General features: G+C 43.2%; 11 protein-coding genes. 6 read left to right on the top strand and 5 right to left on the bottom strand.

What is annotated here, in order from left to right; translation table 11 throughout:
* Window positions 1–144 precede the first annotated feature (144 nt).
* The 5 genes from POW22_RS03765 to POW22_RS03745 form a co-directional block, all read right to left on the bottom strand.
* On the bottom strand, window positions 145–423 hold the full coding sequence (locus tag POW22_RS03765) for a FoF1 ATP synthase subunit delta/epsilon (protein WP_272831284.1): 279 nt from the start codon (window positions 421–423) through the stop codon (window positions 145–147).
* 18 nt (window positions 424–441) lie between these two features.
* Window positions 442–1,947, bottom strand: coding sequence for a F0F1 ATP synthase subunit beta (atpD, locus tag POW22_RS03760; protein WP_272831283.1), 1,506 nt, complete (start codon window positions 1,945–1,947; stop codon window positions 442–444).
* Window positions 1,948–2,064: 117 nt separating this feature from the next.
* The gene (gene glmS / locus POW22_RS03755) at window positions 2,065–3,912 is read right to left on the bottom strand and encodes a glutamine--fructose-6-phosphate transaminase (isomerizing) (RefSeq protein WP_272831282.1); all 1,848 of its coding nucleotides are present in this window, start codon (window positions 3,910–3,912) and stop codon (window positions 2,065–2,067) included.
* 12 nt (window positions 3,913–3,924) lie between these two features.
* A complete protein-coding gene (locus POW22_RS03750; protein ID WP_272831281.1) occupies window positions 3,925–5,511 on the bottom strand; it encodes a BamH family beta-barrel-assembly machinery protein in 1,587 nt (528 codons plus the stop codon).
* Between the two features lie 4 nt (window positions 5,512–5,515).
* Window positions 5,516–6,322 (bottom strand): glycogen/starch synthase, encoded by an 807-nt coding sequence (locus POW22_RS03745; RefSeq protein ID WP_272831280.1) that lies wholly within the window; start codon window positions 6,320–6,322, stop codon window positions 5,516–5,518.
* A gap of 106 nt (window positions 6,323–6,428) precedes the next feature.
* On the opposite strand from POW22_RS03745, the gene panC reads away from it, so the two are divergent.
* From panC to POW22_RS03715, 6 genes are all read left to right on the top strand, one after another.
* Window positions 6,429–7,277 carry a pantoate--beta-alanine ligase gene (panC, locus tag POW22_RS03740; protein WP_272831279.1) on the top strand — a complete coding sequence of 283 codons (849 nt, stop codon included), beginning with the start codon at window positions 6,429–6,431 and terminating at the stop codon, window positions 7,275–7,277.
* Window positions 7,278–7,300: 23 nt separating this feature from the next.
* Window positions 7,301–7,651, top strand: a complete 351-nt coding sequence (gene panD / locus POW22_RS03735) for an aspartate 1-decarboxylase (protein ID WP_272831278.1) — start codon at window positions 7,301–7,303, stop codon at window positions 7,649–7,651.
* A gap of 10 nt (window positions 7,652–7,661) precedes the next feature.
* On the top strand, window positions 7,662–8,633 hold the full coding sequence (locus POW22_RS03730; protein WP_272831277.1) for a lysylphosphatidylglycerol synthase transmembrane domain-containing protein: 972 nt from the start codon (window positions 7,662–7,664) through the stop codon (window positions 8,631–8,633).
* 40 nt (window positions 8,634–8,673) lie between these two features.
* Window positions 8,674–9,828: an alpha/beta hydrolase gene (locus POW22_RS03725; protein WP_272831276.1), complete on the top strand. Its 1,155-nt coding sequence runs from the start codon at window positions 8,674–8,676 to the stop codon at window positions 9,826–9,828.
* A 268-nt stretch (window positions 9,829–10,096) separates the two neighbouring features.
* The gene (gene radA / locus POW22_RS03720) at window positions 10,097–11,461 is read left to right on the top strand and encodes a DNA repair protein RadA (RefSeq protein ID WP_272831275.1); all 1,365 of its coding nucleotides are present in this window, start codon (window positions 10,097–10,099) and stop codon (window positions 11,459–11,461) included.
* A gap of 139 nt (window positions 11,462–11,600) precedes the next feature.
* Window positions 11,601–14,133: beta strand repeat-containing protein (locus tag POW22_RS03715; RefSeq protein ID WP_272831274.1), on the top strand; the 2,533-nt coding region annotated here is incomplete at its 3' end.

Below are 14,133 nucleotides of genomic sequence, written 5' to 3'. Positions count from 1 at the left end.
CGCTTCCTTTATGGTCAAGGTTTTAGTGATCGACTGTAAATGTCGGTTACTGACTAAAGTCAAAACAGGGGGTTTCTACGTGGTTTTGGTCAAAAAAAAAGCCTTTCCGTTGAGGAAAGGCTCTTCTATATTGTGTTCTATGACTTAATCTGCCAAGACAATCACTTTGTTGTCACTCATCTCCACAGTTCCGGAGGTGATCTCCAAACGCGTAATACCGTCTTTACCTTGCGTAAATTTATCGGCTACTTCTTCGTCTAGTTTTACATCTCCCCAAACCTTTACGGTTCCAGGGCCTAGCAAAGATACAGTGGCTGCGTGATTGTTCAGCATTTGGAATTCTCCTTGCACACCGGGAACAGCAACAGAGGTTACCTCGCCGCTAAATAGTGTTGCTTCTGGAGTTACGATTTCTAAATGCATTTCTTATCTATTTGGTAATTAAGCTTCCGCTAACATTTTCTCTCCAGCCTCAATTGCTTCTTCAATTGATCCTTTCAAGTTAAATGCTGCTTCTGGAAGGTGGTCTAACTCACCGTCCATAATCATGTTAAATCCTTTGATTGTTTCTTTGATATCTACAAGTACTCCAGGAATACCAGTAAACTGCTCTGCTACGTGGAAAGGCTGAGATAGGAAACGCTGTACACGACGTGCACGTCCTACGGCCATTTTATCCTCTTCAGAAAGTTCTTCCATACCAAGAATCGCGATGATATCTTGAAGTTCCTTATAACGTTGCAACAACTCTTTTACGCGTTGCGCACAGTTGTAGTGCTCGTCTCCTAGAATGTCAGCAGTAAGGATACGAGAAGTAGAATCTAGTGGATCTACCGCTGGGTAGATACCTAGCTCAGCAATTTTACGAGACAATACTGTAGTTGCATCCAAGTGAGCGAAAGTTGTCGCTGGAGCCGGGTCAGTAAGGTCATCCGCAGGTACGTATACCGCTTGTACAGAAGTAATAGACCCTTTCTTGGTGGAGGTAATACGCTCCTGCATAGCACCCATCTCAGTTGCCAATGTTGGTTGGTAACCTACCGCAGAAGGCATACGACCAAGAAGTGCAGATACCTCAGATCCTGCTTGTGTAAAACGGAAGATGTTATCTACGAAGAAAAGTACGTCTTTTCCTTGTCCATCTCCAGCACCATCACGGAAGTACTCAGCAATGGTCAAACCAGAAAGTGCTACACGAGCACGTGCTCCTGGAGGTTCGTTCATCTGTCCGAATACAAATGTTGCTTTAGAATCTTTCATAGCTTGTTTGTCTACTTTAGAAAGATCCCATCCGCCTTCTTCCATAGAGTGCAAGAAGTCGTCACCGTATTTGATAATTCCAGATTCCAACATCTCACGAAGCAAGTCATTCCCTTCACGAGTACGCTCACCTACACCGGCGAAAACTGAAAGACCACCGTGTCCTTTTGCAATGTTGTTGATCAGTTCCTGGATCAATACTGTTTTACCTACACCTGCACCACCGAAAAGACCAATTTTACCACCTTTTGCGTAAGGCTCGATAAGGTCAATTACTTTAATCCCGGTGAAAAGCACCTCTGTAGATGTAGAAAGATCTTCAAATCTTGGTGCTTCACGGTGAATAGGAAGTCCGTTGTCTCCTGTTTTAGGAAGGTTCCCGATTCCGTCGATCGCATCTCCAATCACATTGAAAAGACGTCCGTAAACATCTTCCCCGATTGGCATCTGGATCGGCTGCCCGGTTACTTTAGCATCTACCCCACGGCTCAAACCGTCTGTAGAATCCATAGAGATGGTGCGAACTGTGTTCTCACCGATATGCGATTGAACCTCAAGTACTAAGGTTCCTCCGCCCAAGGCAACTTCTAGAGAATCGTAAATTTTTGGAAGTTCCTGACCGCCTGTAAACTCTACGTCTACAACAGGTCCGATAATTTGTACAACTTTACCTGAAACGTCTGACATTTGTTCGGATTTAATTTCTTCAATTAGAAGAGCTAATAAGCCCCTCATTTTTAACGGTGCAAAGATAGTTCTTTAACCGAAAAAATGGGAGGCATAAATGCTTTTTTTGAGAATTTTTTACTCTACTGTTACCGACTTGGCTAAGTTTCGTGGTTGGTCCACGTTTCTACCGAGCATTACGGCTATGTGATAAGACAATAATTGCAATGGAATTGTGGTCACCAAAGGACTTAATGCTTCTGGAGTTTTAGGCACTTCCATCACATAATCAGCCAATTCCGTTACGGTAGAATCTCCTTCTGTAACTACAGCAATGATCTTTCCTTTACGGGTTTTAATCTCTTGTATATTACTTACCACTTTTTCATAGTGATCACTATTAACAGCAATAACTACTACGGGCATTTGCTCGTCAATAAGCGCAATAGGTCCGTGCTTCATCTCTGCCGCTGGATAACCCTCTGCGTGGATATAAGAGATCTCTTTGAGCTTTAAAGCACCTTCTAAGGCTACGGGAAAATTATATCCGCGCCCTAGATACAAGAAGTTAGCTGCGTCCTTATATTGGGCTGCAACGGCTTCAATATGGTCATTGGTCTTGAGTGCTTCGGCTACTTTCTCTGGAATGAGATCTAACTCACGCAGGTGCATCATATAGTCACTTTGTGACATCGCACCTTTTTCTTGAGCAATACGCAAGGCCATTAAGGTCAATACGGTGATCTGTGTGGTGAATGCTTTCGTAGAAGCCACTCCAATCTCTGGACCGGCGTGGGTATAGGTTCCACTGTGGGTTTCTCTAGAAATACTGGATCCAACAACATTACAAACTCCGTATACAAAGGCACCGCGCTGCTTAGCCAGCTTAATAGCTTCTAAGGTATCTGCAGTTTCTCCGGATTGCGAAATGGCGATAACCACATCCTTCTCGGTAATGATCGGGTTTCTGTATCTAAATTCTGAGGCGTATTCTACCTCAACTGGAATACGAGCCCATTCTTCAAAAATGTATTCACTTACCAAACCGGCGTGCCAGCTGGTTCCGCAGGCCACAATTATGATTCGGTCTGCATTCATGAATTTTTGAATGTGATCTTCTAATCCACCCAAACGCACTATTCCGCGATCTGGCAACAATCTACCTCGGTAGGTATCTTTTATAACGTTTGGTTGTTCGTAGATCTCTTTGATCATAAAGTGATCGTAGCCGCCTTTTTCAATTTGCTCCAGATTGAGCTTTAACTCTTGAATGGAAGGATCTACACGTTTATCATTTTTGATCTTTCTCACGCGAACCTCTCGACCCAAACGAATAATAGCAAGCTCACCATCCTCTAAATAGATGGCATTGTTGGTAAATTCAATGAATGGCGTGGCGTCACTGGCAACAAAGAATTCCTCCTCTCCAATTCCAATGGCTAAGGGAGAACCTAATTTTGCGACAATGATCTCATTGGGTTTCTTTCGGTCAAAAAGCGCTATCGCGTAGGCTCCAACAACTTGGTTCAGAGCAATTTGAACAGCTTTTCCAAGCTTAACGTCTTTCTGTTTTTTGATCTCTTCGATCAAATTGACCAATACTTCCGTATCGGTATCAGATTTAAAAGTATAACCGCGAGTTTCTAACTCTTTTTTAATAGTGGCGTAATTCTCAATAATCCCGTTGTGGATGAGCACCAGGTCTCCGCTGTTGGAAACGTGGGGGTGAGAATTAGTATCATTTGGGACTCCGTGGGTTGCCCAACGGGTATGCCCTATACCAAGATGCCCGTTCTTAGAGATATGAACATCGGCTTTTTTTGAAAGGTCTTCTACCTTTCCTGCTGTCTTACATAATTGAATGTCTTCTCCATCATACAAGGCGATACCTGCAGAGTCATATCCGCGGTATTCCAGACGTCGAAGTCCGTTGAGTATAATTGGGTAAGCATCACGATGGCCAATGTAGCCTACAATTCCACACATAGTTCTTAGGTATTACTCGGGGTCTGTATAATAGATTGTCAGTTTCAAACGCTTGGCCGAATCCGGAGAAGCGTTACCATGCAAAATAGTTCCTTGCTGTGAATTAATGCCACCAGAAGGAACATTATTAATATCCTCTGAAATTGGAGTTTCCACTGTTCTAAAATTAGAACTAATTACGTCTTGAACAACAGCAAGACCCAATCTAATATTGGTAGAATCTCTGCGAACAATATTGTTCAAATGCGTTGTTAGGCGTAATGTATAGCTGATGCCGTTATCACTGGCATCACGTTGAACAGGACCTAAATGCGAACTTTTGAACTCGTTGGGGTTGTTGGCAAAAGTATTGTCTATTTCATAGTCGATCAAAACTCTTCTGTTATCTAGGTCATACAAAAAGAGTCTTTCTGGTTCTGTATCGCCTCCCGGTACTTGGTCGCGATCTACAAAAACCTCCAAATTGGCTTCATTGATCAACCAATCGTTGGCCTTGAGCTCCGTCAACTGATCAGCCTCACCGTCTCCATCGGTATCTGGCCCAAACAGTTCAATAACACCAATAGAACCTTCTCCTCCTTTTAAGTAAAGGTAAGGCTCTCCGTTGTCTGTATCCTGATCGGCTAAAAGTAAGTCGATCGCTGGGCTGTAATTAGAATCAAATACATTGATGGTCTGACCTTGGAAGTTAAAGTCTACCTCTTCTTCAATGGTAATAGTATCTGTAGTATCGCCATCCTCATCAGTATCTGCCACGTCAATTGCCGTATAAGTGTACTCAATGGTCATGGATGCCTCTGTGATATCAAAGTAAAAGAGTACGCCCTCATCACCCAAAGGAGTGATCTTAAAGTACATTCCTCTAAAGTAATCCTTAAAGGCATTGTTGGAACTCAATTCTGGAGAACCCTCCATGTCTAAGATCAACTCGGTCCAAAAGTCTACGGGCAATTCCACGCGGAATTCCGGAGCGATAACCTCTTCGGTGTCCTCTCCTTCATCTAAAATGATAGCCTCTGCCGATGGGAAAAAGCTGAGATCTTCATAGATCAACTCGCCCAAAAAGCTTTCAAAAGTTGGCCCTTGATCGGAATAGTAATCTTGCGGATCTTCAAAACCAGAATCTGGGTCAAAATCCTGTAAAAAGAAATTCGATCTAAAAATCTGTAGTTGTACAGGCTGGTCTCCGTAAACAGAATCTAAAATGTAGATGTTAGATTCATCCGCCGTAATGTCTAAAGTACTGAAGTACGGGATGGACAGAATTACCTTTTGAAACTCTGGATTATCGTTGAAGTTTGGCCCAGGCTGATTGAATTGCAGCTGGGTCAAAAGATTTGAAGTCGTGTTGCCGTAAACCGGATCCGTGTAAGTACCCAATTGGTAAGAAGACAAACCGTTAGTTTGAACGCGTGGTGTACGCGCCGAGTAAGATACCACTTGGGTATCCTCAAAAATACTCGTCTCAAAATTATTCCCTCCAATAATATTACCTCCCAGGGTAACGGAATCCTCATCACAGGCAATGGTGATAGCACCTAATACCAAGGCCGCTAGAAACACGCGATAGGTGTTCAAGCTTTTCAATACGCTTTTCATAAAATTATAACACTTTGGAGTTGTAAAAGTCCAAATACGCTTCGGAAAAGGAATCTTTATTGTGAAAGTTTAACACAGGCTTATCCCATTTTTTAAGATAATCTTCCAATTCCTGAGGAATTTCTTCTGAGCCAATGATAGCAGCGTCTGAGTGCGCAATAGCTACACGCATAATGCTGTTGTAATCGGCTTCATTCAATTCGTCAAGTGCATCGCCTTCAATTCCGTCGAACTTAACCTTCTCAACCATGGAACTATCTAACGTTCCATCAAAGCCGGTATTGTAAACGGAAGTCACAATTTTACTGTTTTCAAAAAGTGGTTCTTCTTTGTAATACTGACGCAGATAGAGCGGAAACAAGGAAGCCAACCATCCGTGAACGTGAATAATGTCTGGAGCCCAGTTGAGCTTCTTTACAGTTTCAATAACTCCCTTCGCGAAGAAGATCGCACGTTCGTCATTGTCTGGGAAAAGGTTTCCATCTTCATCGGCGAAGGTTGCCTTGCGCTTGAAGTACTCTTCATTGTCAATAAAGTATACCTGCATACGCTCCTTAGGGATCGATGCTACTTTAATGATCAATGGCATGTCCATATCATTGATTACCAGGTTCATTCCCGACAGACGGATCACCTCATGAAGTTGGTGACGTCTCTCGTTGATGTTGCCGTAGCGCGGCATAAAAATTCGAATCTGGCCTGAATTGTTGTTTACTAAACGGGGGGCTTCAAACGACATCGAAGAAATCTCGGTCTCTGGCAAATAAGGGATTACTTCAGAAGACACATACAAGATTCTTTTATCTTTCATACAGAATTGTTAATTAGTGATGTTTTTCAAAAACTTTGCAAAATTACGAAATTTTATGCAGATTCCCGCTAAACTCTTAATTTTGCGGGCTTTCTAGCAGCTGCGTATGCCACTTTGTACTTCTACATCAGATTTAACCCAAACCCTTGCCCCTTGGCGCAAGCAAGGAGGGAAGATCGGTTTTGTGCCGACCATGGGTGCCTTACACGATGGCCACGGCTCTTTAGTGACCCGAGCTTTGTCAGAAAATGACTGCGTTGTGGTCAGTATTTTTGTCAATCCTACTCAGTTCAATAATGCAGCCGATCTGGAAAAATATCCACGCCCTTTTGAGCAGGACTTGACCTTTCTAAACGCCATTGACCCCAAGATCGTAGTTTATGCTCCAGAAGCGACCGATCTTTACCGAGGAGAAGTAGTGTCTAAATCCTACCGATTTGGAGCAATAGCCTCAGAAATGGAAGGCCGTCACCGACCGGGACATTTTGACGGTGTGGGAACTGTTTTGAATTTACTGTTTAGAGCGGTGGAACCGACAAACGCTTATTTTGGAGAAAAGGATTTTCAGCAATTACAGATCGTTCGCAAACTGGTCGAGTTGGAAAATCTGCCCGTGAACATCATTGGTTGTACCATACACCGCGCAGAGGATGGATTGGCCATGAGCTCTAGAAATCGCCGATTGACTCCCGAGCAGTTGGCCGCAGCGCCTTTTATTTACAAAACCCTCAAGAAGGCGCAAGAGGACTTTAAACACAAATCAATCCCTGCTATTGTCCGCGAAGCAGAAGCTGCTTTTGCAGCACATCCTATTTTAGAGTTGGAGTATTTTGAGATCGCCGGTATACACAATTTAAAAACCGCATACAGAAAACACCCGAGCAATACCTATCGCGCTTTTTTAGCAGCCTTTGCCGGAGAGGTAAGGTTGATTGACAATATGGGACTTAACTAGGGTAAAATTAATACCTTTACAGCATGCAAATTCACGTAGTAAAATCAAAGATCCATCGGGTAAAAGTTACCGGAGCTGATCTTAACTATATAGGCAGTATCACCATAGATGAAGATCTAATGGACGCCGCCAATATTGTTCAGGGAGAGAAGGTGCAGATCGTAAACAACAACAACGGAGAACGTTTGGAGACCTACGCAATTCCCGGGCCCCGCAACAGTGGCGAGATCACTTTGAACGGTGCTGCAGCGCGCAAAGTAGCTCCTGGAGACATCCTGATCTTGATCACTTATGCGATCATGAGCATGGAAGAAGCAAAAGAGTTCAAACCAGCCTTAGTATTCCCTAACGAAGAGAACAACCTCCTGCAATAGCCCATTAAGTTTGAAAAAAGGCCTGCTCAAATTCCTAAAAATTGGAGTTCCAATAGGAATTGGAGTTGCATTGATATGGATCTCATTGAGTAAAATGGGACCTGATTCCCGAGCCGCGCTTTGGGAGAACATCAAAACCGCCGATCCCTTTTGGATTGGGGTTTCCTTATTGTTGGGATTTGTTAGTCACTTTATCCGAGCTTACCGTTGGAAATACTTATTGGAACCTTTGGGATGCCAGCCTCGATTGGCCAATAGTTTTATGGCGGTTATGGTGGCCTATGTAGCCAACCTAGGGATTCCAAGATCTGGAGAGGTTCTTAGAGCCGTTACTATTGCACGATATGAAAAGGTCCGATTTGAACAAGCATTTGGCACCATCATCTCTGAACGCGTTGCAGACTTGATCCTCCTGATCATTGTTGTTGCGACTGCATTTGGTCTTCAGAGCGGTAACCTGCTCAATTATTTTGAAAGTCAAAACGTAAATCCATTATGGGCTGTGGCGGCCATTGCCGTTGGATTTATTGGTTTGATCGTCGCTATTAAAGTCATCAAAAACAGCAATAACCGTTGGATCCAAAAACTCAACACCTTTTTGACTGGAATCCTTGAAGGCACTAAAAGCATCCTTAAAATGAAAAATAAGGGTGCATTTATTTTCCAAACCTTGCTGATATGGGTCTTTTATGTGTTGATGTTCTGGGTGATCAAATACGCCGTACCCAATATGGAAGAGACCCCTTGGGGAACAATAATGGTAGCTTTTGTGGCGGGTAGTTTTTCTATGTCTACAACCAATGGCGGCCTCGGAATATTCCCTTATCCATTGATCATTGGAGCCGTTTTTGCCTTCTCTGGAATACCGCAAGAACAAGGTGAGGCCTATGGCTGGGTGATCTGGGGATCGCAGACTGTACTCAACATTATCATTGGTGGCCTATCCTTCTTACTGCTTCCTATTCTCAATGCCAAGAAATAATTTTTTACCTTACGGGACATAATTAACTAAGTCCCTTATCATGAAGCGTATTTTAGTACTGCTACTACTGGCAGTGAGTACCTCTGGAATGCTCCAAGCCCAAGTTGTTTATGAAGAATTTGCCTCCGAGCGTTTGGGGGAAAATCGAAAGCTCAAGATTCAACTTCCAAGATCGTACAATTCAGAACAAGACAAAGTCTACCCCATAGTAATAGCTCTAGACGGCAACTACCTTTTTGAACCCGTTGCGGGAAATGTAGATTACTATTCTTACTGGGAGGACATGCCAGAAGCCATTGTAGTTGGCATCATGCAAACAGGTGATCAGCGTTATGACGACTGTTATTATGACGATACTGAATTCTTTCCAGCAGAAACAGGCGCGGCCTTTTTTGAATTCGTGGGGATGGAGTTGATCCCGTTTTTGGACGATAATTACCGTACGGCAAAATTTGTCATTGCTGTTGGACATGACTTTACAGCCAACTTCATCAATTACTATCTGTTTAAAGAACCCCCTTTATTTCAAGGATATATTTCACTGAGTCCTGATCTAGCTCCTCTGATGGATGAGCGATTGGCAGAAAGACTCCCGAGCATTGAAGACAAGATCTTCTATTACTTGGCCACAGGTACGGATGACGTAAAAGATCTCATGGACATCTCCGTGGACCTCAACGAAAGATTGAAGGTGATTGACAGCCCTAATTTGCAGTATTACTTTGACAATTTTGAGGGTGCGACCCATTACTCTTTGGTAGGTCGTGCTATTCCACGTGCTTTGGAACAGATATTTCAAGTGTATCGTCCCATCAGCAAAAAGGAATACAAAGAGGTTCTGCTTAAACTTCCCGGCTCTCCTTATGACTATTTAATGGAGAAGTATGCGACCATTAAAGAACTTTTTGGCCTTGAGAACACTATTCGTGTAAAAGATATCATTGCGGTAGCAACAGCTGCTGAGAAAACTCAGAAATGGGAAGCGCTTGGGCAAATTGCCAAACTGGCCAGAAGTCAGTATCCCGATACGGTCTTGGGCGACTATTACCTCGCTCGTCACTACGAGGAGATGGGCGAACCCAAAAAGGCGATGCGCACCTATCAAGGAGCTTACGATAAAGAAGAGGTTGACTTCATAACCATAGACCTCATGTTAGATAAAGCCGATAAAATCAAAGAAGACTTTGGATGGTAAAAAAAAGCCCTGCAATCGCAGGGCTTTTTAATTACTGCCGCACCACAATTTGCGTTACCTGCCATGTTCCGGCAGTTTGATAGTGCAGCAGATAGGTAGCTTTGGGAAAGTGCTACCGAAAATTAATCCAATACCAAGTACTAAAGCTATATTTTTAGTGAAACAGTCCTTTTTTTTAGTGAAGTAATCTGACATCGTTAACTTCAGCTAAAAAGATCTCTTTCTCAATTTCTCCGAGCGCAGAAATATGATTATTTTCGGGATTGATATGGCCAAAACCAAAACAGCATTCTTTTGTCAGAATTGCGGTGCCCAATACGCCAAGTGGCAAGGGCAGTGTAATTCCTGTAAACAGTGGAACACCATTAACGAGGAGGTGATCCAAAAGGCCGATAAAGCCAAAACTTGGGAAGCAGAAAGCAGCAGTTCCAAACGCGCTCCTAAACCGGTGAAGATCTCCGAGATCTCTTTAGAGGCTCAAAAACGCCTAGCCACAGGTAATGAGGAATTGGATCGTGTTCTAGGAGGCGGATTGGTTCCTGGATCATTAGTCCTTTTGGGTGGTGAACCTGGTATCGGCAAAAGTACGCTCATGCTTCAAGTTGCATTGCAACTCAAGGCCAAGACCTTATATGTATCCGGAGAAGAAAGTGCTCAGCAAATTAAAATGCGAGCTTCTCGCCTTGCAGAAAATACCGATCATTGTCTTATCCTGACCGAAACACAAACCCAACAGATCTTTAGACATATCGGGGAAGTACAACCGGAGATACTAGTAATTGATTCGGTTCAAACCATACATACCAATCATATAGAAAGTGGCGCGGGCAGTATTTCGCAGATCAGAGAAAGCACTTCAGAATTGCTGCAATTTGCCAAAGAGACCAATACTCCTGTAATTTTAATTGGACACATTACCAAGGACGGGAATATTGCAGGACCGAAGATCTTAGAACATATGGTAGATACGGTGCTTCAATTTGAAGGCGATAGAAATCATGTATACCGCTTGCTGAGAGCCCATAAGAACCGTTTTGGCTCCACCAATGAGCTTGGAATCTTTGAAATGCAAAGTACGGGACTGCGGGAGGTGACCAATCCATCTGAGATCCTCTTATCACAATTTACAGAACCTATGAGCGGTACGGCAGTCGCTGCGACTCTAGAAGGTATGCGACCTTTATTGATTGAAGTGCAAGCCTTGGTGAGCAGCGCGGTATATGGAACACCACAGCGCTCGGCAACTGGTTTTAATGTGAAAAGACTCAATATGCTCTTGGCAGTGTTAGAGAAAAGAGCTGGTTTCAAATTAGGCGCCAAAGACGTGTTCTTGAATATTACAGGTGGAATTCGCATAGAAGACCCGGCTATAGATCTAGCATTGGCAGCAGCCATATTGTCTTCTAATGTCGATATTGCTGTGGACCGATCGCAATGCTTTGCTGCAGAGGTAGGCTTGTCTGGAGAGGTCCGAGCAGTTACTCGTATTGAACAACGCATCTCCGAAGCCGAAAAACTCGGTTTTGAGCGCATTGTGATCTCAGATCAAAATAAGGTCAATTCTGGAGACTATTCTATTGAAGTCCTATCCATATCGAAAGTTGGGGACTTAGTCAAAATTTTATTCGGTTAAGCACTTTATCCTACTTAAATGTGTAGTTCGTCGATGTTTTTATGCATTTTGACGACATTTTTGTGCGATTAATCTGTAATTTTTCTTTAAATAAAATTCCAGACTTTATTTTTGGCATTCGACTTTTCAATCCTCAACCATGAAAAAACTGCTCCCCCCAGCATTGTTTTTATTGTTGTCTGTGACCGCTTTTGCCCAGGTGAAAGTAGGAGACAACCCTAATGTAATCGATGTAAACTCACTACTTGAGTTAGAAAGCAGCGACCGAGTCCTGGTCGTTACGCGTATTTCAACTTCAGAAATGAATGCCATCGCACCTTTGAATGGTGCATTGGTCTATAATACAGACGAAGATTGTCTGTATCAATTTAACAACGACTCTTGGAACAGTCTATGTACCATGCTTCCTGATGAGACCAATACCACTTTGGTCAACAACAACGACGGTACATACACCTACACCAATGAAGAAGGCACCTCAACAATAATTGCCAATGCTACCTTGGTGGATAATGGTGATGGCACCTTCACCTTTAATAATGGCGATGGTGCTCCTGTAACTGTAGATCTGAGTAGTGTAGAGACCTTAACAGTGCTTGAAAATATTGGAGGCGGTATAATTAAGTATACGGATGAAGCAGGAACGGACACACTGATTGATCTCGCAACAATTATTACCGAACACGAAACTGTAACTGTTGCAGCCTTCGATGGAACGACTGGTGAATTGACCTACACCAATGAAGCTGGAGAAGTATTTACTATAAACCTCAGAGAGCTCATTGACAATAATGAAACTCTTACTACCCTAACCGATCACGGTGATGGAACCATAACCTATACCGATGAAGATGGTGTTGATACCGTCATCAACATAAATACCATTGTCGGAAATGCTGAAACCGTAACTATAGCGGACTACAACGGAACAAGCGGTGAACTTACTTACGTAAATGAAGCAGGTGATATTTTCACCTTAAACCTAAGAGAGTTAATTGACAACAACGAGACGCTGACTACCCTTTCTGATAACGGTGACGGAACACTTACCTATACTGACGAGGACGGTATAAATACGGTGATTGATCTATCGACTATCGTTGGGAATGCTGAGACCGTTACTGTAGCGGCTTATGATGGAACCACAGGTGAACTTACATATACCAATGAAGCAGGTGATATTTTCACCTTAAACCTAAGAGAACTCATTGACAACAATGAGACGCTAACTACTTTAAGTGATAACGGAGACGGAACACTTACCTACACGGATGAGGACGGTATAGATACGGTGATTGATCTATCGACCATCGTTGGGAATGCTGAGACCGTTACTGTTGCGGCTTATGATGGAACGACTGGTGAATTGACCTACACCAATGAAGCTGGAGAAGTATTTACTATAAACCTCAGAGAGCTCATTGACAATAATGAGACGCTAACTACTTTAAGCGACAACGGAGACGGCACACTTACGTACACTGATGAGGATGGAGCTGATACGGTAATCGACCTGGCAACAATCATTGATAACTACGAAACCGTAACTGTTGTAGCTTTTGATGGGACGACAGGTCTTTTGACCTATACCGACGAGAACGGGGATGACACTACTTTCAATGTACTAGCCGCAATCGACAACTTTGAGACCTTAACTACCCTTTCTGATAACGGTGACGGTACACTTACTTATACTGATGAGGATGGAGCTGATACGGTAATCGACCTGGCAACAATCATTGATAACTACGAAACCGTAACTGTTGTAGCTTTTGATGGGACAACAGGTCTTTTGACCTATACCGACGAGAACGGTGATGATACTACCTTCAACGTGTTTGCTGCCATCGACAACTTTGAGACCTTAACTACCCTTTCTGATAACGGCGATGGTACTTTGACCTACACTGATGAAGATGGAGCGGATACGGTAATTGACTTAGCCACCATCATTGACAATTATGAGACTGTAACTGTCGTTGACTTTGATGGAACCACTGGCCTATTGACCTATACCGATGAGAACGGGGATGACACTACTTTCAATGTACTAGCCGCAATCGACAACTTTGAAACGTTGACTACTTTAAGTGACAACGGAGACGGAACGCTTACGTATACCGATGAGGATGGAGCGGATACAGTAATCGACCTAGCGACCATCATTGATAACTACGAAACCGTAACTGTTGTAGCTTTTGATGGGACGACAGGTCTTTTGACCTATACCGACGAAAACGGTGATGATACCACTTTCAACGTGTTTGCTGCCATCGACAACTTTGAGACCTTAACTACCCTTTCTGATAACGGCGATGGTACTTTGACCTACACTGATGAAGATGGAGCGGATACGGTAATTGACTTAGCCACCATCATTGACAATTATGAGACTGTAACTGTCGTTGACTTTGATGGAACCACTGGCCTATTGACCTATACCGATGAGAACGGGGATGACACTACTTTCAATGTACTAGCCGCAATCGACAACTTTGAGACGCTTACTACTTTAAGCGACAACGGAGACGGTACTTTAACCTATACGGATGAAGACGGTGCAGATACAGTAATTGACCTGGCAACGATCATCGACAACTACGAAACCGTAACTGTTGTAGCTTTTGATGGGACGACAGGTCTTTTGACCTATACCGACGAGAATGGTGATA

It is taken from the genome of Gilvibacter sediminis, from assembly GCF_028561565.1.
Taxonomy (GTDB): Bacteria; Bacteroidota; Bacteroidia; order Flavobacteriales; family Flavobacteriaceae; genus Gilvibacter; species Gilvibacter sediminis.
This window is presented reverse-complemented; position numbering and strand designations above follow the sequence as displayed.

Excerpts from the sequence above, each read along its gene's own strand:
- POW22_RS03765 (WP_272831284.1), bottom strand. The coding sequence starts at position 423 with ATGCATTTAGAAATCGTAACTCCAGAAGCAACACTATTTAGCGGCGAG.
- atpD (WP_272831283.1), bottom strand. The coding sequence starts at position 1,947 with ATGTCAGACGTTTCAGGTAAAGTTGTACAAATTATCGGACCTGTTGTA.
- glmS (WP_272831282.1), bottom strand. The coding sequence starts at position 3,912 with ATGTGTGGAATTGTAGGCTACATTGGCCATCGTGATGCTTACCCAATT.
- POW22_RS03750 (WP_272831281.1), bottom strand. The coding sequence starts at position 5,511 with ATGAAAAGCGTATTGAAAAGCTTGAACACCTATCGCGTGTTTCTAGCG.
- POW22_RS03745 (WP_272831280.1), bottom strand. The coding sequence starts at position 6,322 with ATGAAAGATAAAAGAATCTTGTATGTGTCTTCTGAAGTAATCCCTTAT.
- panC (WP_272831279.1), top strand. The coding sequence starts at position 6,429 with ATGCCACTTTGTACTTCTACATCAGATTTAACCCAAACCCTTGCCCCT.
- panD (WP_272831278.1), top strand. The coding sequence starts at position 7,301 with ATGCAAATTCACGTAGTAAAATCAAAGATCCATCGGGTAAAAGTTACC.
- POW22_RS03725 (WP_272831276.1), top strand. The coding sequence starts at position 8,674 with ATGAAGCGTATTTTAGTACTGCTACTACTGGCAGTGAGTACCTCTGGA.
- radA (WP_272831275.1), top strand. The coding sequence starts at position 10,097 with ATGGCCAAAACCAAAACAGCATTCTTTTGTCAGAATTGCGGTGCCCAA.